This window comes from Methylobacterium sp. C33D (assembly GCF_053345825.1).
On sequence record NZ_JBKFAV010000054.1, the window covers coordinates 1 to 23668 of the forward strand.

Annotated in this window: 26 protein-coding genes, 1 tRNA gene and 2 pseudogenes; 13 read left to right on the forward strand and 16 right to left on the reverse strand. The window is 57.3% G+C overall.

The features are described from left to right. A partial coding sequence (locus ACLBXO_RS28595; protein ID WP_447687522.1) for a calcium-binding protein occupies window positions 1-3229 on the reverse strand: 3229 nt, incomplete at its 3' end. 534 nt (window positions 3230-3763) lie between these two features. Here ACLBXO_RS28595 and ACLBXO_RS28600 point away from each other — a divergent pair. Together ACLBXO_RS28600 and ACLBXO_RS28605 are read left to right on the forward strand one after the other, a co-directional pair. Continuing rightward, window positions 3764-4378, forward strand: coding sequence for a hypothetical protein (locus ACLBXO_RS28600; RefSeq protein WP_447687523.1), 615 nt, complete (start codon window positions 3764-3766; stop codon window positions 4376-4378). A gap of 570 nt (window positions 4379-4948) precedes the next feature. Then, a complete protein-coding gene (locus tag ACLBXO_RS28605) occupies window positions 4949-5848 on the forward strand; it encodes a phosphatase PAP2 family protein (RefSeq protein ID WP_447687524.1) in 900 nt (299 codons plus the stop codon). Window positions 5849-6372: 524 nt separating this feature from the next. Here the strand turns inward: ACLBXO_RS28605 and ACLBXO_RS28610 are convergent. Further along, on the reverse strand, window positions 6373-7311 hold the full coding sequence (locus ACLBXO_RS28610; RefSeq protein ID WP_447687525.1) for a phosphatase PAP2 family protein: 939 nt from the start codon (window positions 7309-7311) through the stop codon (window positions 6373-6375). A gap of 366 nt (window positions 7312-7677) precedes the next feature. Between ACLBXO_RS28610 and ACLBXO_RS28615 the strand changes: the two genes are divergently transcribed. Both ACLBXO_RS28615 and ACLBXO_RS28620 read left to right on the forward strand, forming a co-directional pair. Further along, on the forward strand, window positions 7678-8259 hold the full coding sequence (locus ACLBXO_RS28615; RefSeq protein ID WP_447687526.1) for a recombinase family protein: 582 nt from the start codon (window positions 7678-7680) through the stop codon (window positions 8257-8259). 4 nt (window positions 8260-8263) lie between these two features. Continuing rightward, window positions 8264-8689 carry a hypothetical protein gene (locus ACLBXO_RS28620; RefSeq protein ID WP_447687527.1) on the forward strand — a complete coding sequence of 142 codons (426 nt, stop codon included), beginning with the start codon at window positions 8264-8266 and terminating at the stop codon, window positions 8687-8689. Window positions 8690-8698: 9 nt separating this feature from the next. Here the strand turns inward: ACLBXO_RS28620 and ACLBXO_RS28625 are convergent, their stop codons facing one another. From ACLBXO_RS28625 to ACLBXO_RS28660, 8 genes are all read right to left on the reverse strand, one after another. Next, window positions 8699-9103: a MucR family transcriptional regulator gene (locus ACLBXO_RS28625; RefSeq protein WP_447687528.1), complete on the reverse strand. Its 405-nt coding sequence runs from the start codon at window positions 9101-9103 to the stop codon at window positions 8699-8701. 278 nt (window positions 9104-9381) lie between these two features. Then, complete coding sequence (locus ACLBXO_RS28630; RefSeq protein WP_447687529.1) at window positions 9382-9621, reverse strand: hypothetical protein; 240 nt, start codon at window positions 9619-9621, stop codon at window positions 9382-9384. A gap of 17 nt (window positions 9622-9638) precedes the next feature. After that, window positions 9639-9714 (reverse strand) — tRNA-Ile (locus ACLBXO_RS28635). Between the two features lie 68 nt (window positions 9715-9782). Next, a complete protein-coding gene (locus tag ACLBXO_RS28640) occupies window positions 9783-10055 on the reverse strand; it encodes a hypothetical protein (RefSeq protein ID WP_447687530.1) in 273 nt (90 codons plus the stop codon). Then, on the reverse strand, window positions 10052-10567 hold the full coding sequence (locus ACLBXO_RS28645; RefSeq protein ID WP_447687531.1) for a hypothetical protein: 516 nt from the start codon (window positions 10565-10567) through the stop codon (window positions 10052-10054). The genes ACLBXO_RS28640 and ACLBXO_RS28645 overlap by 4 nt, the downstream gene beginning before the upstream one ends. Before the next feature lie 262 nt (window positions 10568-10829). Then, a complete protein-coding gene (locus ACLBXO_RS28650; protein WP_447687532.1) occupies window positions 10830-11312 on the reverse strand; it encodes a hypothetical protein in 483 nt (160 codons plus the stop codon). 128 nt (window positions 11313-11440) lie between these two features. Beyond that, entirely contained in the window at window positions 11441-11902 is a 462-nt protein-coding gene (locus ACLBXO_RS28655; protein ID WP_447687533.1) for a hypothetical protein, read from the reverse strand. Between the two features lie 67 nt (window positions 11903-11969). Further along, window positions 11970-12545: a recombinase family protein gene (locus tag ACLBXO_RS28660; RefSeq protein ID WP_447687534.1), complete on the reverse strand. Its 576-nt coding sequence runs from the start codon at window positions 12543-12545 to the stop codon at window positions 11970-11972. A 235-nt stretch (window positions 12546-12780) separates the two neighbouring features. Here ACLBXO_RS28660 and ACLBXO_RS28665 point away from each other — a divergent pair, with 235 nt between their 5' ends. The 5 genes and pseudogenes from ACLBXO_RS28665 (at window position 12781) to ACLBXO_RS28685 (ending at window position 15365) form a co-directional block, all read left to right on the forward strand. Then, the gene (locus tag ACLBXO_RS28665) at window positions 12781-13488 is read left to right on the forward strand and encodes a hypothetical protein (RefSeq protein WP_447687535.1); all 708 of its coding nucleotides are present in this window, start codon (window positions 12781-12783) and stop codon (window positions 13486-13488) included. Continuing rightward, window positions 13481-14041: a hypothetical protein gene (locus ACLBXO_RS28670; RefSeq protein ID WP_447687536.1), complete on the forward strand. Its 561-nt coding sequence runs from the start codon at window positions 13481-13483 to the stop codon at window positions 14039-14041. Before ACLBXO_RS28665 ends, ACLBXO_RS28670 begins: the two co-directional genes overlap by 8 nt. Before the next feature lie 119 nt (window positions 14042-14160). Further along, window positions 14161-14609, forward strand: a pseudogene (locus ACLBXO_RS28675) (IS110 family transposase); the annotation flags it as partial. Between the two features lie 217 nt (window positions 14610-14826). Continuing rightward, window positions 14827-15078: a type II toxin-antitoxin system ParD family antitoxin gene (locus ACLBXO_RS28680; protein ID WP_447687537.1), complete on the forward strand. Its 252-nt coding sequence runs from the start codon at window positions 14827-14829 to the stop codon at window positions 15076-15078. Then, window positions 15075-15365, forward strand: coding sequence for a type II toxin-antitoxin system RelE/ParE family toxin (locus ACLBXO_RS28685; protein ID WP_447687538.1), 291 nt, complete (start codon window positions 15075-15077; stop codon window positions 15363-15365). The genes ACLBXO_RS28680 and ACLBXO_RS28685 overlap by 4 nt, the downstream gene beginning before the upstream one ends. 140 nt (window positions 15366-15505) lie before the next feature. Here the strand turns inward: ACLBXO_RS28685 and ACLBXO_RS28690 are convergent, their stop codons facing one another. From ACLBXO_RS28690 to ACLBXO_RS28705, 4 genes are all read right to left on the reverse strand, one after another. Next, window positions 15506-16708, reverse strand: coding sequence for a restriction endonuclease (locus ACLBXO_RS28690; RefSeq protein ID WP_447687539.1), 1203 nt, complete (start codon window positions 16706-16708; stop codon window positions 15506-15508). An 81-nt stretch (window positions 16709-16789) separates the two neighbouring features. Next, window positions 16790-17230, reverse strand: coding sequence for a hypothetical protein (locus ACLBXO_RS28695; protein ID WP_447687540.1), 441 nt, complete (start codon window positions 17228-17230; stop codon window positions 16790-16792). A gap of 11 nt (window positions 17231-17241) precedes the next feature. After that, complete coding sequence (locus ACLBXO_RS28700; RefSeq protein WP_447687541.1) at window positions 17242-18354, reverse strand: hypothetical protein; 1113 nt, start codon at window positions 18352-18354, stop codon at window positions 17242-17244. A 29-nt stretch (window positions 18355-18383) separates the two neighbouring features. Then, the gene (locus ACLBXO_RS28705; RefSeq protein ID WP_447687542.1) at window positions 18384-18926 is read right to left on the reverse strand and encodes a recombinase family protein; all 543 of its coding nucleotides are present in this window, start codon (window positions 18924-18926) and stop codon (window positions 18384-18386) included. Between the two features lie 505 nt (window positions 18927-19431). Between ACLBXO_RS28705 and ACLBXO_RS28710 the strand changes: the two genes are divergently transcribed. Further along, window positions 19432-20028, forward strand: a complete 597-nt coding sequence (locus ACLBXO_RS28710) for a RidA family protein (protein ID WP_447687543.1) — start codon at window positions 19432-19434, stop codon at window positions 20026-20028. Between the two features lie 399 nt (window positions 20029-20427). On the opposite strand, the gene ACLBXO_RS28715 is transcribed toward ACLBXO_RS28710, so the two are convergent. Beyond that, window positions 20428-20781, reverse strand: coding sequence for a stability/partitioning determinant (locus ACLBXO_RS28715; protein ID WP_447687544.1), 354 nt, complete (start codon window positions 20779-20781; stop codon window positions 20428-20430). Further along, window positions 20781-21467, reverse strand: a complete 687-nt coding sequence (locus ACLBXO_RS28720; RefSeq protein WP_209651365.1) for a ParA family protein — start codon at window positions 21465-21467, stop codon at window positions 20781-20783. The genes ACLBXO_RS28715 and ACLBXO_RS28720 overlap by 1 nt, the downstream gene beginning before the upstream one ends. 258 nt (window positions 21468-21725) lie before the next feature. Here ACLBXO_RS28720 and ACLBXO_RS28725 point away from each other — a divergent pair, with 258 nt between their 5' ends. From ACLBXO_RS28725 to ACLBXO_RS28735, 3 genes and pseudogenes are all read left to right on the forward strand, one after another. Beyond that, entirely contained in the window at window positions 21726-21995 is a 270-nt protein-coding gene (locus ACLBXO_RS28725) for a type II toxin-antitoxin system ParD family antitoxin (protein WP_447687545.1), read from the forward strand. Then, window positions 21988-22278: a type II toxin-antitoxin system RelE/ParE family toxin gene (locus ACLBXO_RS28730; RefSeq protein WP_447687546.1), complete on the forward strand. Its 291-nt coding sequence runs from the start codon at window positions 21988-21990 to the stop codon at window positions 22276-22278. Before ACLBXO_RS28725 ends, ACLBXO_RS28730 begins: the two co-directional genes overlap by 8 nt. Before the next feature lie 492 nt (window positions 22279-22770). Beyond that, window positions 22771-23587: pseudogene (locus ACLBXO_RS28735) on the forward strand (helix-turn-helix domain-containing protein). Window positions 23588-23668 lie beyond the last annotated feature (81 nt).

Genomic DNA, 23668 nt, shown 5'->3' on the forward strand with positions numbered 1-23668 from the left:
TCAGCGTGGTGCCGTCGGCGAACACGATCGACTGGATGCCGTCGTGGTTGGTCGAGTTGAACTCGCCCGGTACGGTGATGGTCCGGCCGGTGGCCGTGACCGTCATCAGCAAATCGCTGCCGGAGCGTGAGATGGAAACGTCGGCGGCTTTCAGATTGGTGAGCTGCAGGGTGTTGGCCACCGTGTTCCAGCTGTAGACGTGGGCGTCGATCTCCAGGTTGCCATCGCCAGAGCTGTAAAGAACGGTGCCTCTAGTTTCATTAGAGCTCATGTTTCCAAGCGTAATTTCGTCGTTGCCTTCCCCTGCAACAACGAATGAATTGGCGCTTGCATTAATTGAAGCACTAGACGAATTTCCGATAGATAAAGTTTGAAACCCAAGAGCTGCAAGCATCGAGGAAACGGACGATAAATCTGTATCATTAGATGAATCGGCTTTAATGATACTGTTCGCATTTGATTGCATGGCGATGGCAACATCACTGACTTGCATCAGCCCATCGCTGAAACTGATTCCAAACGAGTTACCGTTTCCAAAATATCCATCAAGGACAATGGATTTTTTTGTATCCTTATTTACAATCATGAGATTGTCTGAATTAACGTCTCTCTGGAAAGATACGTCGGACTTCGACAAATTCTGCATAACTAAAAGTCTGTCGGCACCTCCGTCATTTATCGACGCATTTCCGAAATTTGTATCGACGACATATACATCATTGATGCCGCCAGACACATTTATATCGTTGGCGCCTATAATTACCGATGAACTAGCGGATACGGTTACATTTCCTGAACTAGCGCGCTCGTCAGCTGTAGATATAGTGCCTAGATTTATTAGAGCCTGTTGCTGTATAAATCCCGGCGCTCCAATGCGGACTAATTCTTGTAATGTCGCAGCAATAAGCGCTTGAGAAGAGTCGTTGAATAAATCGAGTTTGAGGCTATTGAGCGTCCCGAATGCAAGGTTGTAGTAAGAGATTGCAGCAGATTGATCTGTAGGAGCAAGGGCTACAATTTTGTCTACAAGGTCAGAGAAATTTACTGAAACTCGATCTGTGTTTTGATCGAATTGTACAAGGGAGAACGCCGCCAGTGGATTGGACGGTGGTGTTGTGCTGGGGGTGCTCGAATTAATCTGATAAGATGCAATTTGACTTACAAAGCGTGCCTTTAGCTCGTTTATGATGTCTTGATACAAAATCTCCCACTGTGGCCCTGAGTGCCAATTTGGATCTATTTGGTAGACCGGCTGGCTTTGTTGGTCAATGCCGTAGAATGCATAGACCACCGCCAAATGTCGCGCGTCAACATACGCACCTCTACTAGTCGGGTCTATATCAGAGGAGTTTGCCCACTCCTGAACAAAATCCTCAAACGACTGGTTGAACGCTTGAGTAGACATCGATGACGCGTTACTGGCCAGATTTGAAACTTTTGATGCCAGCTTATCGTCAAGCGTCATTGCGACTTGCAAATCTGTAAGTCGGCCATACCCGTCCAGTTGAGGCAAATTTAAAGCATTTTGATTTACTTCAAATCCTGCCGGGGGATTGTATGCAGTTATAACAGAACTGGCTAGAAAATTAACCTCGTCAATCGAGTGCGGTTCACTCTGGCCTTCAATTTGGAAAGTTCCGACTTTGACAATTTCATTGCCGGCAACAGTGTGTTCAGCTTGCACACCGGATGCATCTATTGATACTATGTCCAAATCTTTGAGCGTAAATAATTCTCCCGTATTCAATACTCCATTTTGATTTGCATCGATCCATACCCTAAGCTGCGAAAATCCTGCATCAGTGGCTGTGATTTGCCCGTCCCCATTGCTGTCGAGGCTAGCGAGATCGGCGAAGCCATCGCCGCTAACAGCACCAAGCAGATTTTGAGCAGTAACAGATTTAAGGGGGGTGCTATCTGGCTGAAGGACTAATAATCCTTCACCTGGAACGATCCATCCCGTCTGATTACCAAATCCCGAGCCGGAATAGTCAAAAAATGCGTTCGAGCCATCAACTGATGTCAGATTGATACCACGTCCGGCCAGATCGAGAACTAAGGGATCGTGCGGATTAACGGGAGGCTTCGGGAATGGCGGTGAACGGCCGCCGTGGCCAGGACCGGGGCCAGGACCGGGGCCGGGACCGGGGCCGGGACCGGGGCCGGGACCGGGGCCAGGACCGGGGCCAGGACCGGGGCCAGGACCGGGGCCAGGACCGGGGCCAGGACCGGGGCCTGTGGTGGTTGTACCGCCGGTGTCGCCGCCTGTGGTGGTCGTACCGCCGGTGCCGCCGCCGTTGGTGGTTGTACCGCCGGTGTCGCCGCCTGTGGTGGTCGTACCGCCGGTGCCGCCGCCGTTGGTGGTCGTACCGCCGGTGCCGCCGCCGTTGGTGGTTGTACCGCCGGTATCGCCGCCCGTGGTGGTCGTACCGCCGGTGCCGTCGCCGTTGGTGGTTGTACCGCCGGTATCGCCGCCGTTGGTGGTTGTACCGCCGGTATCGCCGCCGTTGGTGGTTGTACCGCCGGTATCGCCGCCGTTGGTGGTCGTACCGCCGGTGCCGCCGCCGTTAGTGGTTGTACCGCCGGTATCGCCGCCGTTGGTGGTCGTACCGCCACCTGTGCTCGGATCGTCTGAGTCCGGGAGCGTATCTATAATCTTATCGTCAGAAGAATATTCCTGTACGGCGTCGACCTCATTTTCGCCAGAAGCATTTGTTTCATAGCCAATTTTTATTATCAATCCATCGGAGTTATCTGTGCGGGAGGGAACACCAGAAGACTGATATGAAGACAGAAATCGCTGGATCGCATCATCGTCGAAGCCATCTTTTCTGAACTGCGCTGCAAGATAATCGACGTCGGATTTGTCGACAGAGAGGCCTGCTGCTTCTGCCAAATTTAATTCATTAATATAAAATCTCTCATTATGAGGTGTTCCGCTACCTGCCGATCCAGGATACAGAACATGCGCTATTTCATGCAGTATTGAACCAGAAAGCGTAGCGTCATACCCTGAGAAATCAAAGTTCTGGTTGATATATATGTTATTACCTACGGTAAATCCGGTCATGGTGTTTGGATTGGCGCTACCAATAGGAGCTCCTGTAAAGTTTATAGTCGGAGAGCTACGAAGATAGCCAGAAGAATTTATCGCGTCGATTATATTATTTATTATATCTTGCGTACTGCTCATAATAGAGTCATTGAAATTTGCAGTAATCTTGCCCATGTTTTCCTCAAAACGGCTGTTTAATATAGATTTGTAGATCTTCGTCGGAACTAAACAAAAATTGTGTGCTTGCCCGGCATCCGTTGCTACGCGCTATGATTTTGACATGTAATTACTCCACATATCTCAAGCTACTCTCGCAATCGATCGTGGGAAGAATACCCTATGGCTCAGATTAAGAACACCAAACACATCCGCTAAAATCGCGACGATCACGGAAATTTGAACTAAAATAAATTTTTGGCGGCAAGATATACGATATATTGTTGCAGTATCTCGGGGGGCGTCATAATATCCTCCACGGTTTGTGGCTTGCTTTAAAAAATCTGATTTGTAAACTTTTGCGCACTGAAGTAATTCAGTGTACTAAAAATCGGTGTAAACGCATTCTGAGATTGCAATTTGACAATGCAACTGGCACTGAAGACTAATTTCGCGCCACTAAATTGCAAGTATGAAGATAAATTATTTGATGTTATGCCAGTAAATTCAATAAAACGGCGATGATCAACTCATAAGATATGGGTTATATCGATGAAATCATTTTACTCAAGAACAGCTATAGCATGGACGGCGATTATAGCTATGTTTATTCCTCCTCAATTGCAAGCTAAAGAGCAAGCTTCAAAAAAATCCCGCATTGATAGTGATATTGTTTCTATTTTGCGTCTTGTTATCAATAAAGAGCCGAAGGCTGAATTATGTCAATACGACTTAAAATGGAACATGAATAATTACATAGGAAAAATTGATCTTGGAATAAAATGGGATTTTGCCAGTGAACTGAAAAATTCTCATTCATCAGAACATGACTTTGGCAAAAACATTGATCGAGCGATAAAAATCGATAAAAGTTATTTTTGTTCTGAGTCAGATCTACAGAGTTATGCATACAAGCGTATTGCTGAGTTCGAGTCTGGGTCTAAGCAGTTAATGCAGGTTAACCGAACTCTACTTAGCCGTCCAATTTTTAACAAAACCAGAACGCGGGCGATAGTAATTATCTCACATCTCGCCTTATATGGGCGCGCTCGCTCTCATAACGGGATTGCCCGTCTGCCTGAAGGAAGAACAGACGACGCAATGATCTATAAGAAAACAGGTGGACGATGGCGTTTCGTAAGGGAGTACGTACTTGGTACGACTTAAAAACTTGATTGTGCCGAATAACAACTGTGCCAGCTGCGTGATATGCGGCTCTGCGCAGGGGCACGACGCTGAAGGCAGCAAGTGCAATCCGGCTAGGATTGCGGGTAGGTGTTCGTAGTCGGGCGCAGAGGCCGCGGAAGCGACTCACCCGGGTCAAGCCACATTTAATGGCCTAACGACGTGACAGGATCAGGGGCCTTCGGAGCCGTGAAGCACTATGACGGCGGGGAATGGTCCCTCTCCGGGTGGATTGTAGGCTTGTCCCAGGCCGGGTAGTGAGCGGTTGATGATCCTGAGCGTCACCTGCCAAGTCTGCCACAAAACGAAAGGCAAAGCATTCCCACTCATCCCCTCCGAGGCAGCCTACGAGGGCTACTTCCCGATCCACTCGGTCGCCCTCAGCACAACGGTAAGCCAGCGTTGGTTTGAGGCGATCTTAACCTGCGACCGGCCCTATGCCTCTCATAGCGACCTCTAAGAATGGTAGGCGTCGAAGTGGAGTACACGAGGGCAATCCGCGTTGTTTCGCTTTCACCGTTTACGGCAGCCCTCTGTCTTGGAGGGGCTTGGTTGGTCGAAGGGCTGTCCTTCCATTTTAAGTTCAAGACACAGGCCACGGATCCCAGCGCCGTTCTTGTGCTGATCGCCTTGTGCATCGCATTGCGCTTCCCGCCAATGCTTCGAAAAAGGCCGTGGTTGACGCTGCCATTCGACCTCTTCGCCGTTGTTTTCATAATACTCGATTTTACGCTGATATTACCGTGGCAGGCGCAAGCTTTTGCGCTGCCACTTGTCGACGACGCGGTTCGCGCCTTTGACCTATCACTTGGCTTCAATCACGTTACGTGGATGGGTTGGCTCAACCAACACCCCAGCATCACGGCAGCTTTCCGTCTTATCTATAACAGCATGATACCGCAGGCAGTTTTGATCATCAGCCTGTGTTTGGCGACGGGACGCATTCGGCATCTCGATCGTTACCTTTGCGCGTTCGCGCTTGCAATTATTTTGACATCGGCAATCAGCGTCTTGATGCCGACACATGGCATCGTCGCTGATCTCGATCCAATTCTGCGGACTACACCCGCTTGGCCGTTTGCCGCGACGGATGTAGCGACCTACGATGCTCTACGATCAGGAACACTTCGTGATCTGATCGGGGTTCCGAAGCTGGGCATTGTCTCTTTCCCAAGTTTCCACGCAGCATCGGCTGTCTTGGCGGCATGGGCGTTCTGGACTTGGCCGCCCACGCGCTACCCTGCTGCTGCGTTGAACTTGATTGTATCTATCGCCACGGTAGGGTGCGGCGGCCATTACATCGCTGATGTGCTAGTGGGCATCCTAGTCGCTGTCTGCTCGATCATTCTAGCAGTTCGTGGCTCGGACCTCGGCTACATCTTCCTGGACCGGGCAGCGCGACTGTTCCGGAAAATTGCACTGGGAAGCAGTGGAACGCTAGAGACCGCATGAGCTATCAGGAGCAGCTGGGAGAGAGGCGGCCCTGCGCATGAACACTATGTGAAGGCAGTGAGATGCAAACTAGCTAGGATTGTGGGAGAGTGACAGTAGCCTCTGGCAGAGGCCGGGCAAACAAGCCATCCACGCCAAGCCGTATTCGATGGCAAACGACGCGAAGATTGCTCATTCTATTAACTCGCTAGCAGTAAAATTCTCCTTCCTATTTTCCGATGGGCAAAGTGGATGCCTCCGGCATATTTCACCACAACTCTCCAGCGTCATTCAACCCCTTCAGAGTTCGAACCAAAGTGGGATGGTATCGATGGGTGGCCCCAGCAGGTCGTCAAAGCGGCAAAGCAGTCGGATCGGGGTGATTGAGTATGCGTTGATTGCTATCGTTGTCATGTTTGCAGCAGTCACATCACTTAAGATTTTTTGACACAAACCGATCATCGAAATCGCGCCTAATTCAATTTAGATTTTCTAAATAAAACAATAGTGCCCCGCAATGACAATCGATTGATTGTTCTGCGGGATTAGGCGCTTCCAATCGACGGTGCTTGAAAGCCAAGTGGCGCTGAAATTTCGGCAAGATGCCGTGGGGGTAATCGAGTAGCTGCTGCTAGTCGAGCTATCCAAATCGCGACAATACCTACTACCACACCTGCTAAAATGTCCACAAAATAGTGGCCACCATTTATCGGTGTTCCTGCGATTAGAAGGACGTTGACAGCAACTCCAATCCATCTCCATTTGGGCAATACCCAAAATGAATAACCAAAAATCACGCCTAGTGCTGTATGGAAGCTCGGAAATGTAATAACGCCATCCATCTGCTCTAGGGTAATAATAGTAAGAGAGCCATCGCGAAGAGATTTGATTGTCGCGACGAACGGCGCATCGACGAGCCGCGCAAATGCATCGTCAGATCCGATATGAATAAACATCGCGATAGCCGGCATTAGGCCGGATGCAGCGATGGCGATCAGGCCGGCGATGGCATAAGAAAGCACAAATTCTTCCGCTCTCTTCAGATTGCCGCTTAAGCCAAGAACTCCAACCGCGACGAAAGTTTGGATTATCACGCTTTGGTAAGCGGCGCGGCAAATGGCTTTTAGAATGGGATGGGACTGTATAAAATTCAGATAGGCGAACCAATCGAGCCCCAGCGTTTGATCCCATGCAAGAAAAGTTTGATCCCATGTCGGTCGGTCGGTCGCTGCGACAGCATATGATAGCAACGTAGCCAGTGCTGAAAAGGCGATGAGCTTTGCAATTAGACTAAGTGTTGTCGATATATTATCATCTGGACGCTTGATCTGGTAAAAATAAGCCATCGACTGCATTATTGTACAAACAATTGCCAGCTTGGCGGCACTGAAACAATCAAAACTAAGGCCAGCGCTTTTCATAGAGACGGCGGTCATCGCGGCGATGACAGAGATGGCTAACCAGTGGATCATTGCAGCTGGCATGGCCGGTCCCAGGAATGGAAATCGCTCCGATCTCGATCCGTAGGATTGAACACGAGGTTAAGCGATTGCTGGGACGCGACGTTTGAACGAAATGCACGCGCCGCTTGGGTGCGCATCGGTGGCAGCCCATCCCTACCAGTTGTTCAAAGGCACACTTTCTCATCACATCAGAGGCGCTCCGATCGGCATCCGGCTCGATGGGTAGCCGTGCATCAGACACATGGCTTGGCTATGTCGGATATCTGATCGTATTCCCGACATCGAATGGGTCCCGGCCGCGAGCGGCCTGAAGCGCCCAGATTTTTGTCGGAGAAACATGTCGGCTTTTCTATTGCCGGATAAACGTAGCTGTAGCACTGTCCCGACATGCTCGTCGGATATGCCCGCGTCTCCACCCAGGATCAGAACCTCGACCTTCAGCGCGACGCGCTGACCAAGGCCGGTTGCGAGCGCCTGTTCGAGGAGAAGAAATCCGGCAAGGCCGGTACCAAGCGCCCTGCCTTCGAGGCGGCGCTGGCCTTCCTGCGTCCCGAGGACGTGCTCGTCGTCTGGAAGCTCGACCGCCTCGGCCGCTCCCTCGTCGAGATGATGCGCACCATCGACGGCTTGCGCGTGAAGGAGGTCCACTTCCGCTCGCTCACCGAGCAGTTCGACAGCGCCACCGCCCACGGGCGCTTCGCCCTGCAGATGCACGGCGCCATGGCCGAGTACTTCCTCGATCTTAACCGCGAGCGCACCATGGAGGGCCTGAAGGCGGCGCTCGCTCGCGGCCGCAAGGGCGGCCGGCCGAAGAAGCTCAAGGAGGCCGACCTCGAGGCGGCCCGAGCCATGCTGGCGGCTGGAACGATCAGCGTCGCCGAGATCGCCAAGCGGCTCGGCGTCAACCGCGACACCTTCTACAGCTACTTCCCTCGCGCCCGCGCCAACGCGCGCTCGGACAAGGCGTGAGCCGATGCCGATCCGTCGCGAGCACCGCTTTTTCTACCCGATCGATTGGCCCCAGCTCTCGGCGCTGATCAGGTTCGAGAGGGCGAAAGGCTGTTGCGAGGGATGCGGTCGGCCGCATGGGCAGCTGGTCTATCACCTCGGCGATGGCCGCTGGTGGGATGCTGAAGCGGCTCGGTGGCGTGACGGTCGCGGACACCGGATCCGGCTCGTGTCGGGAGCCGACATCCTCGGCCAAGTTCGTCACACCCGCGTCGTCCTCGCCGCGGCCCACCGGGATCATGACACCGCGAACAACACCGGTGCCAACCTCGCGGCCTTCTGCCAGCGCTGCCATATGATCCACGATCGGCCGGAGCATCGCAGGCGGCGCTGGCGGACACTGTTCCGACGCAAGGCACTCGGGGACCTGTTCAGTGGCCCCTATGCCTGATGACGCCGGCTAGGCGCGCGATGGCGCCCCCTTACGAGCACCGGGACGATAGCCGTTGCGGATCTGCAAGCTCACGGCGATTGCCGATCGCCGCTCCGAGTACCCGGGTGCCACCATGGGGTAGTTGTTCGGAAGGCCCCACTTCGCCCGGTACGTCTCCGGGGTCAGCCCACAGGCAGTCAGGTGCCGCTTGAGCGTCTTGTAGCCCTTGCCATCCTCGAAGCTGATCAGCGCCTCGTGCGTGATGGAGGCGCGGATCTGGGCTGGCGTCGTTTTGCTATCCGGCAGAGCGTCGGTTCTATCGGAATTCGTGAGACCGATGATGGCATCGGCTGCACTCGTGATCAGCGTAGCCAAGTCTGAGACCGGCACGTTATTGCGCCTTACGTAGGCACTCACGAGATGGGCTGTCATCCGCCCATAGTCCGCGGCTGAGACGGTATCGGCGATCCTGTTTTGGTCCATGGTGCCCCCACCAGTAGTAGAATGCCCGGCTGGTACCATGATCTGGTCGTGCGCAATCTTAATATTTGAAGATTGTATACAAACGTTGCGCGCAGGTCACAATTATCTATTTTAGATAGTTTGCTCGCATGGCTTATCTATCAAAAGTAGAGGCTGGTTGCCTTGCCCTCGGATGCGCCGGGGGAGTCCGTCAGTCGAACCCTTCAGGTTGGGCTCTCGTTGAGACGTCAGATGCTGCCCTCGATCTGCGGTCCGCCAAGCCAAGCGAGCGTGTCGTCCAGCGTGTCGAACCGGTGTGCCTCCTGCGTGAACGGGGCCGGCAGAGGTGGGGCGGCCTCCAACAGCTCCGCGTACCATCCCCGGACGTCGCCGCCTTTGGAGAGGCCGCGCACCACGCTGCCGACGACGTCCCCATCGAGGAGCAGGTCGTAGCTGCCGGCGGCCAAGCGCTGGAGGGTGTAGGGCATCGCAGTTCCGGCAGAGATGGTGGGCCCGGCAGGACTCGAACCTGCAACCAGACCGTTATGAGCGGTCGGCTCTGACCGTTGAGCTACAGGCCCCTGGCCTCACATAGCCGGCAGGTCTCCAGCGTCACAACCCGCGCCCTTCAAGCCGAGCGACGACGCGATCAGTGCTGCGGATCCGAGCTTCGGCTGGTGAAGATCGCCAGATCGTGCTTCGCAACGAGCGCCCGAAATGTTCGGACAGCTTCCTGATCCGTGGCGAACTCCACGGACCACCGCGTGCAACCACCCCCGATGTGCACGACCTCCATCCGCCAGGGATCCTGCGAGCCGGCACGGCGGTAGATCTCCAAGTCGATCGTCTCGCCGTCGTGGCTCACGGGGCCGGACAGCGAGGAGTGCTCGAAGTCCTCGTCCTCGCTTGGCGACACACTCATTCCTCCTCGGCCGGCGTGTGCTCGACACCGTCAGGATCCCCACCGTCAGAGGTGTCGGCCACTGGCTCGGTAACCGAAGCGGTGCCCCGGTAGAAGTCGCCGTGCCGCTCGACCTCGCCGCTCGTCGTCATCATGCTGAGGTACGTGGCCAGGGTGTTGGGCGCTACATCCTGCAGTCGATCGCTGATCTGAGCATGGGAGAGCCCCTGCGGCCCGGCCTCCTCCAAGAGCACCTTCAACCGGCCCTTGGCCGAGTTCGCACGAGGGCCACGGGGCCCGCGCCCTGCGCCCCGCCCGCCGCGAGCTTGATCGTCGCCAGCCGATGCACGGCGACGGGGCTGCTCGTCGGGCAGGTCCTCCAAGGGCGTCCCTTCGACGATGGAGGCCAGGGACCGCTCGGCCAGGCGTAGCTTCGTCAACTCCGCGCCGACCCGCTCGAAATCGGCTTCGAGGGCTGCACGCTGCCGCCTCACATCGGCCAGGGCGTTTGCGAGTGTGCTGTCCTGTGACATCCGAACCGCGTCTCTCCATGATGGCAGTGCAAGAAGTCGCGCGCCGCGCGCCGATCCGGACGAGCCGTCGTCTCTGACCGTCGAGCTTCGCGCCCGCGGGTACGGTCCATACGCTACCGCCCCGTCGCGTACGAGCACCGAGCAGCAGCTCGACCCAGGGATCGAGATCTCATTCCCAGCCGCCCCAGGCTGGAGGCGGCACGGCCACCTGCGCCCGGATCGAGGTGCCTGGTCTCAGGAGCCTGCCGATCCGAGGGACGGCTCAGCGGTACAGCCCCTCTGCTCGCAGGCCATCGAGCAACACGCGGGCCTGCTCGTGCGCGAAGCCTTCGCTTCCATGCTCGCGGAAGCCGTGCTCGAACATCGGCAGCAGCATCCGCGTCGCCTGATCCATCGCCGAGCCCTCCCACAGGACCAGGACCTCACGGTCGGTCAGGTCCTTGAGGAAACACCACAGCATCAGCATGAGGCTGAGCGCGGGACGCTCATGCCAGTCGGCCGTCATCAGCCGCTTGATCCGTTCGAGCCGGCGCATGAGCGCCTGCCGCTTGGACGGGATCAGATCGGTAAACGGCTCCAGGCACGCGATCCGCAGCTTCTCGCACAGCGCCGCGATATCCGCCTCTGCCCTCGCTGCCAGGGCGGGATCAGCCGGGATGAAGGCGCCCGGCGCGCTCGCGATGGCGTAGACGAGGTAGGCGGGGATCGCGAGCTCGATCCGCTGACGGTCGGTCAGAGCGGGCATCAGGGCGGGACCCGGCTGGAAGGCTGCCCGTGATAGGTGCTCTGCCTCGGCCTCACAACCGATGGATGAGGATGCCAGCGAGGCAGCCGCGACGAGGCCGTTCGGGATCCGTGCTTGATCCGCAGCCGTCAGACTCCGGCGTCTGCGAACAGGTCGAGTTGGCCTGCAGGGATGCGCGTCCGACGGCCGGAGGTCCGGTGGAGGCTCCGCGGCACAGGCAGAGCCGGCAGAGCAAAGCCGGGCTTGCCGTAGAGCATGGCTCCGACGATCCGGTAGCCATCGCCATGGCTGAACACGTTCGTGGTATGCGGCCCAGCCCGCAGGATATCCTGCACCAGGGGCTCGTCCACGCTCATGTTCGAAAGGGTTGTGAGCAGACAGGCGAGGCCGGCCACCTGGATGCCGAACGACTGGAACTCGACGACCCGCTGCTGCCAGACCTGGCGCACGGCTCCGGCGCTGGTGTTCGGGAACGGGTTCGGCGCCGGCCGTGTCGCCGCATCGGCCACGAACGCCGCGATCACCCGCCGATCGATGATTTGGTCGGACGCGAGCACGGCGGCGGCAAGCTGGTGCTGACTGATCGGCATGGCGCTCGGCAGAGGCATCGGTTCTGATCGGCTTCCGGCCGGTTCCCTTATCGTCAGCCAGCAGCCGTCAGCGCGACGGGTCGGCTTCCACCGGCCGTGGCTTGCCGACGGCTCTGTGAACGCTGCCCTTGCCGATGCCAAGGCGAGCGGCGATCGCAGCCATGCTGAGCCCCTCCGCCGCCAGGGCCTCGATCTCGGCCTGCCGCGCCCGCACCGTCGGCTTGCGGCCCTTGTAGCGGCCAGCCGCCTTCGCCTTGGCGATACCCTCGCGCTGGCGCTCCAGCATGATCTCGCGCTCGAACTGCGCGACGCCGCCCAGGACGTTGAGCATCAGGCGCCCAGTCGGGGTGGCGCTATCGACGCCGAGGTTCAGGATCCGCAGGGCAACACCTTTGTCCTCGAGCGCGGTGATGATGGTGCCGAGGTGGGTAACCGAACGGGCGAGGCGATCGAGCTTGGTGACGACGAGGGCGTCGCCCTCGCGGCAGAAATCGATGGCGGCCTCGAGCTGGGTGCGGCGTCCCACGGAGGAGACTTGCTCGCGGAACAGCTTCCTGCACCCGAGCGCGGTGAGATCACGGACCTGGGCGTCGAGGCCGGCCTCCTGTTCGAGGGTCGAGGTACGCGCGTAACCGACGAGCATGAGGCGAAGTGGGCTCTTGTTCCAATAGGTTCAGGAACCTTAGCGTGATCCCGTTCCAAAATTCAAGATGCTTGCTATTGGACTGTTGAGTCGGAGCGTGACCGTTCCAGCGGTCCGTGTTCCATTAGAGCAAGGCCTATTGGAACTACCGGATATACTCAGTCGGCAGCTTAGAGTGTATCTTGAAGCCGAAACTGCGTGCACCCGACCCTAATTGAGATCGTAGGAGGTACGAATGTCTCTTGGAGTGGCGTCTGCAAAGCGTGAAGAGCCACGCGCTCAGATCACGAGTGCTCTTAACAAGGCGATAGATAATGTTGAGCCGCTTTCGAGACAGCTCAAGATAGATAATCGCATAGTACCTGTCGCGGACATCTCATCAAAAGTCACTGAATTTGCATTTCAGTTTTCATTGATGGAATTGGCTGGCCTACAATGGCCTTCTGTGCCGTTGAATTTTCAAGATATTGATATAGACATGCAGAATGAGCTAGTTCCAATTGATCTTCGCGACGGAAACAAAGGCATAAAGATCGATAGTAGGGATGATACGAATACCATAATCCATTTTGCGGCTAGAAACGTGCATCAAACGGGTCTGCCAATACAGTATCAGGATCCGAAATCGGCAAAAAAATCTTTCATAAAAATACTATCGTCATTTTTATTCGATAGATCCGCACCGGATAAAAATGTGAACGTTATTCCGCCGTCTGAGGAGTTTACTGTCAACACCGATGAGGCTGGCATTCAGGTTCTGTTTGCTACAGGTTATTTTATTAGCACAAGACAGGGATTTGGGATATCAACGCCTGCCAAGAGAGCTTTGCACTGGGGGCCGTACTTATTCGGATGGTATAATGCCGGAGGTGCGAAGTTTTCTGACATAATTTGGACTGTGCCCAACCAAGTCGAAATATATCTGGATACGAAGAATGGCTGACTATGGAGCGTTAGGCGACGTTGTCGCCGCATCTGGATCTCTTATTGGTGCAGCGACAGCGATTGGACTGGCATGGAAACGTCGGTCAAAGTGGATGCCACCAGAAGAGGCGGTGCCTGATGCGACAGCAAAGGTATCATCTTTGATATGTGCGGTTGCGGTTGGGATCATATATATCAATAGAATAAAGATTGGCCCTGAGAGCATGAGTGCAATATCTATTGTCTGCTTGATTTCTGCGTTGCTTTGTTTAATAGTAAGTATTTTTATAAATACAGTTTATTCTTTCGAATACTATGCCAGCAATGATGACAGAAAATCTAGAATACTAGGCGGCTTAAGGTTGACAAGAGAAGCTAGGCATATAGCTAAAACACGCCATCTTGAGGTTCATAAGCTTTTTGAGAACGCAAATTTTGACCGTGATCTGGTGTGGACACGTCCTTCAAGAGCATTGACTGCTGTTATAAGCACTCTTGGCTACATTGGCTTGTTAGCTAGCGGATCAATTGCGCTTGCATCAACGGCAATATTGATGAGCCTCCCAAGTTGATAAAATAACAACAGGCGCCTGGATTTATTTCCCCGGCAGAAGGGTGATGGGGTGGACGCCCCCCGACGGCATCGATGTGCCAGAGTGGCGGTATTGAGGCACCACTGAGGGAGGCGTCCGTGGGAGAGGTTAGCACCATCGGCTTGGACATCGCCAAGCAGGTCTTTCATGCTCACGGGGCGGATGCGCAGGGGCGCGGCGTGTTCAGCAGACGACTGACCCGGGCGAAGGTCCTGACCTTCTTTGCCACACACCCGCGTTGCATTGTCGCCTTGGAGGCCTGCGGCGGGGCGCATCATTGGGCGCGAGAGCTGATGGGCCTCGGTCATACGGTCCGTCTGATCCCCCGGCCTACGTCAAGCCGTTCGTGAAGCGCCACAAGGACGATGCGGTCGATGCCGAGGCGATCTACGAGGCGGCGCAGCGGCCAACCATGCGCTTCGAGCCCGTGAGGAGTGCCGAGCAACAGGCCTCCGGCCTCGTGTTCCGGACCCGTGATCTTCTGGTCCGCCAGCGCTCCCAGCTCATCAATGCCATCCGCGGGCACCTGACCGAATATGGCTGGATCGCACCGAAGGTGCCCGTCCCACATCAACCGATTTGATGCGACGAAAGTGGTAGGCGGAAGTCCCGCTCGAAAAGGACCGTTTTCGAGCGGGTTTTTAGCCAGCCATTAGACCCTTGCCGAAGCTGACGCTCGATCGCACGAAAAGGCGCGCCTAAAATTCCGCAAAGCCTTTGACAGACTTTGGCAATCTTTGCCATCATAAGCGAGGAGGTGCCGCATGGCGACTATGAACGTTTCTCTGCCCGATCCGATGAAGGCTTGGGTCGAGGCACAGGCCGACACCGGCCGCTATGCCAATGCAAGCGACTATGTGCGGGACCTGATCCGTCGCGACCAAGACCGGGCTGCCAAGGTTGCCGAGCTGCAGGAGCTGATTAACGCCGGCATGGCGAGCGGCCCGAGCACCCGCACCCCTGATGAAATCCGCCAGCTCGGCCGGGAGCGTCTGGCCGCCATCAACGCGGAATGACTTACAGGACGACGATCGAGGCTGACGAGGACATTGCCGGGGCCTACGTCGCCGGCGCGCTGCAATTCGGCGTCGACCAGGCGGAACGCTACCAGGATGGGCTGTTCGCCGCCTTCGCGCTTCTCGCCAGTCAGCCGCGGCTGGCGCGGCTGCGCGACGAGTTTACGCCCCCCGTCCGCCTGCACCCCTACCAGGCTCACATGATCGTCTACGTGGAGGAGGGGACCGGCATCCTGATTGTCCGCGTCCTTCATGGCCGCCAGGATTGGGAACAAGCCCTCGCTTGACAATTGGGCCTGCCCACAGCTTGGGGGACGGGGCGAAGCTCACCTTTCCCCCGATTGCTTTAGGATCGGGGATCACAGCAGCTTAGCAGGGCCGAAAAATCATAGGCATAATGCATTGATCCCTATATGGCTTAACAACCCTATCCTGCGTCAGCATAGAAATTTACGACTAGGTTTTCCTCTGATGAGGCGCGGTCGAAAAATTCGATCCGGGTGCTTTCGAGAGGTGTGGCTTGGACCTTGTTCCACCGAGCGTTATTTTCGAGTTTCAGCAGACAGAAATCTGCAAAAGGGCCGTACTCTCCAAACGGAGCAACATAGATATGCGGATGGCGAAAAAATTCGTCACCGTCTTCATCTATCGCTAAAATCTGATCGTATGGCAGGACAAAAGAGGTCTCTAGCCAAGCTTTATTTTTTTCTTCTAGCGCATCCCATTTTTGCATTGCTTCGCTGCGCTTTTGCCAATCCTCCTCTGATCGCCTTTCCAGTTCGGTACGCCAGGGATCTTCATTCGGAACAGCGTCGTTCATCCGCTCGGCAATATCCCAATGTTTGCCGTCATCGTCTATGAACGCAAGGGATCGCCGAGCAATGAAATGTACGCCGTCATAGAAGCAGCCGGCGCATTTGAAGACCTTCCAACGGCGCTGCTTCGTTTCTGACAAAGTATCGTCTGGGTCTGGGTGGGGATAACGTTCATCTGATACGTCCCGGATCAATATTTCCTTGAAATCAGTTAAGATTTTTTGGGCTTTCCGCTTTGTCATGAGTCGCGCGCGAATAGTTGTCTTCATGGACCGTTGTCGGACCTGTAGCGAAAAGCCAAAATAGGCAAACAGCAGATGATCGTTCTTCGGCTGGAATAACTGGTCTTCGAGTTCCGCCTTACCCCACAGCTTTACTTCCAAAAATCCGAGCTGGCGCGTTACCTGATAGAAGGTATCACGCGCCTTTTTGGAGAAGTCGCAGGCCGCCACAAAGACGATACCATAAAGTTTTTCCTGAGCGACGTTTGGTAAATCCTCGAGGTACGCTTTCAGCTTTGCGGGGCTGATGGATTTTTCGCGCTTGCATTGGATCAGCCATTGCCGATCGTCGGCATCGTTATCGTCTTCGTCAGGCGACACATCATCGTCACCCCTGATGTAAACGGGGGAGACGCCGCCTACAATTTCCCAACCTCGCGCATCAAAGCCTTCATCGCTGCCCGACCGTCCAGTAGCCTCTAAGTCCCGCCATGTGCGAAAGTCATACAGCAGCTGTCGTACCAAATCTTCGAAGCGATGCGGTTCTAAATCCTCTAGATGAAGTGGCCCAATTGTCTTAATTGCTGCCGGCATCGGGCCTCCATTCTGAGACGCCAGGCGTTCAGCTTGGCCAGATTATTTTATGGGCGATATAGCCTCTAGCCCAAGCCAAGCCTATCTATGATCCTCTGCCGGATCAAGGCGTAGGATCAGCACATCCTTTGGTCGAGCAACAAGCACCTGCTGATCTTCAAACACTACTTCCATATCGGCCGGGTATTGACTGAGAAAGGCCATCAGGTCTGCAACCGTGCGTCCGTCGAAGCCGGTCAGGGATGGCATTCCGAGATCGTCACCGACAATCCCAACCTTCTCGGCTTCTTGGTATGGTGCGGAGGTGCGCGTCGCGAAGACGTGCGCCACGCTATCATCGACGGACCCGATCGGAATATATGTGTTGGTCACCATGTATGGCCTGGTTCGGCCATTGTCATTCACCAGCAAATAATGCTTTTCGCTTGGCACCTCTGCCAAGCTGACAATGCGAGTGGAAGTAGTGCGATTGCCTCCAAGGCGATCGTAATCTGTCAGATGAAGTTGAATTTTGCGCATCATGGTCCCGCTAATCAAAGTCCCATTTGCTTCGTAATGATGGCGGTCAGGACGCCATAGGCAAGCTGTTTAACAGCCTCTTCTGCCGCACCGAACAGCCGTTGAAAGATCGGCTTCGCCGCCGCCATGTTCCCGTCTGTCGCTGACTGGACCATCTGGGTAACATCGGCCTTTGCGGATGCATCAACTGCAATGCTGCCTTTGCTCAAAAGATCCATCAGGTAATTGACCGATTTATTTTGATCGCCCACGTCGAAATTAAGTGATTGAGTGACCGTTTGTCCCACGCCTACGGGCGATTGATGAAAAGTGCTGCCGGTTATGGTCACAACGGTTTGAGGGCGCGGACGAGGAGCGGCAGATTTGATAGTGCTGCTGGCCCTATATCCGGCCTCTGTTAAATGCAAAAATTGTCTCTTGCTGATAATTGCTACGATTACAAAGCCAGTATTAGGTGGATTATCGTACATTTGCATGGGGCCTGTTTTGACGAGGCCGTTGTCTTCCAAATTCTTCAGAGCAAGATCATAATCGACTTTTGAAATTCCGAGGTTCGATATGACTTCGTTTTCTACCTCGGTTAGGCTCGGGCCTTCATATGTGTTTGCCAGATCGGCAGCAGACCGATGCGATGATATGAATTCTTCTTTCAATCTGGCGAGAATAGCGATGGCGACTTCATCTAGAATGAGCTTCGATTTTGCCGCCATCAAATTGACCTCTACCCTCAGTCTCTGCTTTTCCTGATTGCAGGCAGTGCGAATTGGTCCCAGAGCTGTTTCCGCTGCAATTATACCAGACCGGAAAGGTGGTGTAGCGGCTGCCAACTCGCAAGAGCGTTTTTCTTGTGCATCCAATGCCGCGTATAATATTTCAGACAATTCAGCTCTGTTGCTTTCATTTGGATACAGGCCATGAGCACGGAGCGAGCGGTCTAACGACGCCAGCGCGATTTGCCCTTTTTGGCGCATAGCTCCTGCAAATTCCTCCGCCACGCGCATCATCGCGTTACCAGAATGCAGGCTGCCATTTTTGGCGAACTGCCGGATTTGCTGTTGGACCTTGTTCTGCGTTTCCCGGTCGACCGTCTCAAAACCAATCGACAGCAAGGATTGAAAATCCTCCATCGCTTGAGGGTCTATCGAGTCCTGCATAGCTAACTGAGCCTTGAGATTGTGCTGTGGCTGACGTTGTAGCTCCGCGCGATCACCCGCACCGGCTCCCCTGCGGCCTTCCGCTGTAGAGCTTCTTGCTGCTGGTGCGGCGTCAGCTTCGGCTTGCGACCATAGCGGACTCCGCGAGCTTTGGCGGCGACATGACCGTGCGCGGTCCGATCGAGGATGCGCCGTCGTTCGAGCTTGGCAGTCACGCCCAAGATCGCCAGCACGACTTCCGCGAAGTCGCCTGCCGTGTCGATGTAGGGTTCGGCCAGGGACCGCAGCGCGGCTCCCGCCTGCTGCACCTCCCTTGCGAGCACGAGCAGATCGGTCGGATCGCGGGCCAGCCGGTCGGCGGCCGGCGTGATGACCAGATCGCCGGGCGCGAGCGCCTTCATCAGCCGCTTGAGCTGAGGGCGGTCCGTCGTCGTGCCGGTGAAGGTGTCGGAGAAGATGCGGGTGCAGCCAGCGGCTTCGAGCTGCCCCCGCTGTACGGCCAAGTCCTGCCCGTCCGTCGATACCCGCGCATAGCCGTAAATCATGCCGCCATTATGCACCGGATATATGCAACAAAAAAGGACAATGATTTCAGCGGTCGGTCGGGTGGTGCAAATGTCTTGAGTTTCGCACGGGCAGCTGAGCGGTCAGCCACCGGCTCGCGGCCCTTGCCTCGGGACCGGCGTCACAGCGGCGAGCTCGCGCGGATCAGCGGCGGACTTGCCCGATGTCTTCTTCGAGCCGATGAGGGATCCAGCCCTCCCCGGGGATTGTGACTGACGATTGCCTTGTTTCACGCTCTGCGCTAGCGTGACCGTATGTGCAGCCTCCGTCCGACCATGGTCGTCCGATGGAAACGCCCCGCCCGATGCGGTCGGCGTGACGGGGGCCTGTAGCCTCCGGCCAGCTTGAGCGGTCTTCGCCGCTCGCTTGCACCCACACCAGATCGCGTCTCCGAGCCTCGCGGCCGTCAGCGCGCCCGGGGCTTTACCTGCCCCGCGCAGTGGAGCCCGATCTTCGGGGCACGGGGTGCAACCAAGGCGAACAGCCGTGACGACCCTCAATCCCCCGACCGTTTGGGCGGTGTCGGATCAAGCCCGCACCATCTACGCCCACGCCCGCGAAGCCCCTTTTGGGCGAACCCTGTTCGTATCCGGCCAGGTCGGAGTCGCTCCCGACGGGCGGATGCGCGCCGAGTTCGCCGAGCAGCTCGGACAGGCGATGGCCAACGTGGAGGCGTTGCTGGCCGCTGCCGGGATGGTGCTGGCCGACGTGAGGAAGGCGACGTTCATCCTGACGCGAACCGACGATCTCTGCACCCTCGAGCGGGTTCGGAAGACTCGCTGGGCTTCGAACGCGCCGGCCGCAGTGACTGTCCTCGTTGCCGCCGCGCTGGCCCGCGCAGACGCGTTGGTCGAGATTGAGGTCACGGCAGTCCGACGCTCCGTATTCGGCGATCATGCGGCCGGACTGCTTGGGCGGATTGCCCGCTGGGCCAGAAGCTTTGCAGCTGCCCGCAGCCGTCCGTTGAGCCGCATCAACGAGCAAGGGGACTGGCTGCTGCGCGACCTCGGACTGGAGCGCGCCGACATCCAGTCGCCAGCCGAACGGCTTGATGCACTGCGACGCGCGATGCCGTTCCAATGAGCCGCGGGGCCTTGCTGGGTCCACAATGGCGTCTGTGGCTTCCGATACGCGGACGGTATCGGAAGCTAGAAGGCCACCATAGGTGGGCTGCCTCTTGATGCAGCACGTTCTACACGCGCGCTGGCTAGCTGGTAGCTATCAGAGAGGCAAGAGCTAGTTGGTAGCTACTAGTTTGCGCATTCACGCTCGTCGAGCACTGCCGCTTGCTTGAGTGCTACACGCAGGTCGAGCTTCATTCCGAGACCTCGCTCGAACCCGAGCTGTCAGACGGTCATGGCCTCGCTCCGCCTCTGGAACGCGTTGAGGCGCTGTCTATGTGGTGCGGTTCGCAGCAGACCCAAGTCTCCCTAACCCGATATTCGGAAGGTAGCTATCGGGAAGCTATAAATTATCTAGTAGCTACTTGGTAGCATACTTCTGTTCCAGCAAGGCGGTGGCGTGCTCGAACGCCTCACCCAAGCCCCAGCCCTTGGCATCGGCAATGCGGGTAAAGGCAGCGATGGTCTCAGGCTTGGCCTTAAGGTTCAACTGGGCGTTCCGGCCAGTACGGCGGCGGCGCTGCGGCGGCTTAGCGGGCGCGGGCTCAGCCTTCTGCGACTCGCGGCTCCGAAACCCAACTGCCTCGGCGGCCTTCCGGGAAGTCTCAGGTGCGGGTTTGGTCGCCTTGGGCTTGGTCGAGCTGAACTCGGCCGGGTCGAAGGCATCCAAGTCATCGCCAAAGCCAAGCGACGGACGGTCGGTCGTTGCAGGCATCAGGCGGCCTCCACACGGCTGGCGGCAGCTCGGAGTTTGGCGACAACTTCGCCTGCGAACTCCCGGGCGTTGGTCTGGGCCTTCCCGAGGTTCGATGTGCTAGCGGGATTGAGGCTAGCCAGCGTTCCGCCGTAGTCGAACAAATCTCGGAAGGCGGCCCGCTCCACGATGGTGGTCGCGAACATCTCGATGCCGCCGGCCTGTAATTGCTCCTGGACGTTCCGGAGAGCCCGAGACGTGACGGCCGCACCTGTACGGGTCAGGACAACAGCGTGGGCGATCCGGCGCCTAGCTGTCTTCTCCTGGGTCCGGATCAGCCGGATGGTCTTCGCGCCGCCCTTGGCGTCCATTGCAGAGCCCTGCACAGGGATCACGACCAAGTCCGCCATCGCGATGGCATTGGCAACCATCAGGCTCGCCGTACCCTCTAAATCGACTACGACAAACTGAGAGGCCTCAGCTGCGGCCTCGATCGCGTCGACCACAGAGTCTTCGGTCACATCGCTGATGATCGTGATGGTCTCCGGCTTGCCTGGAAGCTTGGACCACTGGCTGATCCAGCGCTCCGGATCCGCATCGATGATTGTCACTTTGGCACCACGCTGACCAAGCTCGGTGGCAAGGAGCAGGGCAGTTGTGGTCTTGCCGGCCCCCCCCTTGGGGTTGGCAAACGCTATGACGGGCATGCGAGCATCTCCGCGAGGCGATACATCATATGCCTAATCGGCTACCGAATAGCTACCGGCTACTTTTCATTAGCTAGTAGCTACCAAGTGGCGCGCAGTAGCAGATGGAAACAGCAGGCAAGGCGTGAAGCGGTGCGCGGACGGATGATCGCCAGCCATCTACCGCTACAAGAGCGTCAACATGTGTCTGAGTGAGCGATAAGAATTTTTGTGAAAAGCGCTTATCCTGGGTATGCTCAGGCCGAGGACGAGGCTCCCATGGCGACCATGACCATCTCTCTGCCCGACCCGATGAAGGAGTGGATCGAGGCGCAGATCAGGCAGGGCGATTACGCCAGCACGAGCGACTATGTCCGCGATCTCGTCCGCCGCGACCGCGAGCGGCGTGCTCACCCCGAGCTGACGCTCGAGGATCTGCGCCGGATCGTCGATGACGCTCGCGCCAGCGGACCGAGCCGGTCCAAGGTCCCTGAGATCCTCGCCCGGGCCAAGAAGCACGCGCAGGCCGATCAGATGCTGGATGAGTGACTATACGCTCACGAGGAGGGCCGAGGCGGACCTGTTCGACATTGCCGTTCACGGCTACCGTCAATTCGGTGTCCGCCAAGCCGAAGCCTACGCCGCCGGTCTGGAGCGGGCCTTTCAGCTCCTCGCCGACAATCCTGGAATGGGCCGCAAGGCCGACGCGATCCGCCCGGGCGTGCACCGGCATGAGCATGCCTCCCACGTCATCCTGTACGAGGCGGTGACTGGTGGCGTCCTGATCCTGGCCATCATCCACGGCCGCAGCGTGAGGCGGCTCGCGCTGTAGGGGAGGGGCGTCGCACGCTGAAGGACCGAGTGGGCCCATCACAACTCACGCCGCCCCCGAAACCGGCAGGGCTAAATACGGCCAGTGCCGAGCCCACGGTTCAGCATCGTAGCAGCGCCGGCTACTCTGCGTTGCATCGCCACAGCGTTCAGCGATCCGGACGCAGCCTCAACGTTGACTTAACCGTGCGCGCCAGCCGACATGCGATGTCCGGCTACGCATCGCCTCGCGCGAGTCGCCGGAAGCATCAGGAGATCACGCCGCCGCAAGTCGACCCCTGAAAAGCCAACGGCCCCCCAGTCGCCAAACTGGAGGGCCGTCAAAACTGTGATGGCCTGTGGGGCCCGTTTCCAATCCCCACAAGCCATGAGATGCCCCCAGGCGTCAAGCGAAAGCGCCAACTTTCGCGACGGTGAGGCTTTGCCTGTGGACCGGACGCCCTAACCGGCGGGCCGGAACGACCTGTCGTGGCCCGACGAGGGCCGAAAAGGGATGTTTGCAGACGAGATCCGCCGCGCCATCGAGGCGGCGAGCCGAATCGCCCTGCCTCAGGTGACGGCGCAGCTGTGGCGCGCTTTCGGGGACGGACACATCACCGAGGCCGAGGCCGAGCGCCTGTCCACGCTGATCGAGGCCCGCACGCTCACCGGCAAGCCGGTCCGTTTTGGGCAGCCGCCGAGCCAGACAGAGCCGCAGCCGGTTGAGGCTGGCGATACCCCTCAGGGCCTCTCAGGAAGCGCTGGGCGGTCGGTGGGCTCACGCCCGCGCACGGATGCCTCGATGGAGCGCCGTCGCCGCTGGGCGGCCTCCGGACGGCTGCCACCGGGGCTGGCAGCACGGTTCACCCTGGCCGAGCAAGCGGTGCTGGCGCTGGTGGCGGCCGAAACCGCCCGCCGGGGCGATTGCCGGCTCGCTGTCGGCCACCTCGCGGCGATCGTCGGCGTCGCCGAGACCACCGTGCGCAACGCCATCCGCGAGGCGGGCAAGCTCGGGCTGGTCACCGTCGAGGAGCGGCGGATCACCGGGTTTCGCAACGACACCAACATCGTCCGCATCGTCGCGCCCGAGTGGACCGCCTGGCTGCGCCTCGCTCGCAAGACCCATCCCGCCCACGTGCCTCAGCGCTTGGATGCGGCCGAGGGGGGGAGGGTGCAAATCCGCAAAGCGCACGCATACTCAGGTTCTAAACCCGTTAGATTCGAGGATAACCCAGCCGTCAAAAAGCTGCCGGAGGGCAGCGGGCGACCTCGATCGGGCGACACCTTCGAGAATCCGACAGGGTAGTGGGAAGGCCAGAGCCATGCGCTGAGGGTCTGAGCCCGGACGGTCTGACGAACGCTGCATCCTCATCACCGCACCATCGACCCACCATCATCCGGCCGGCCGATCA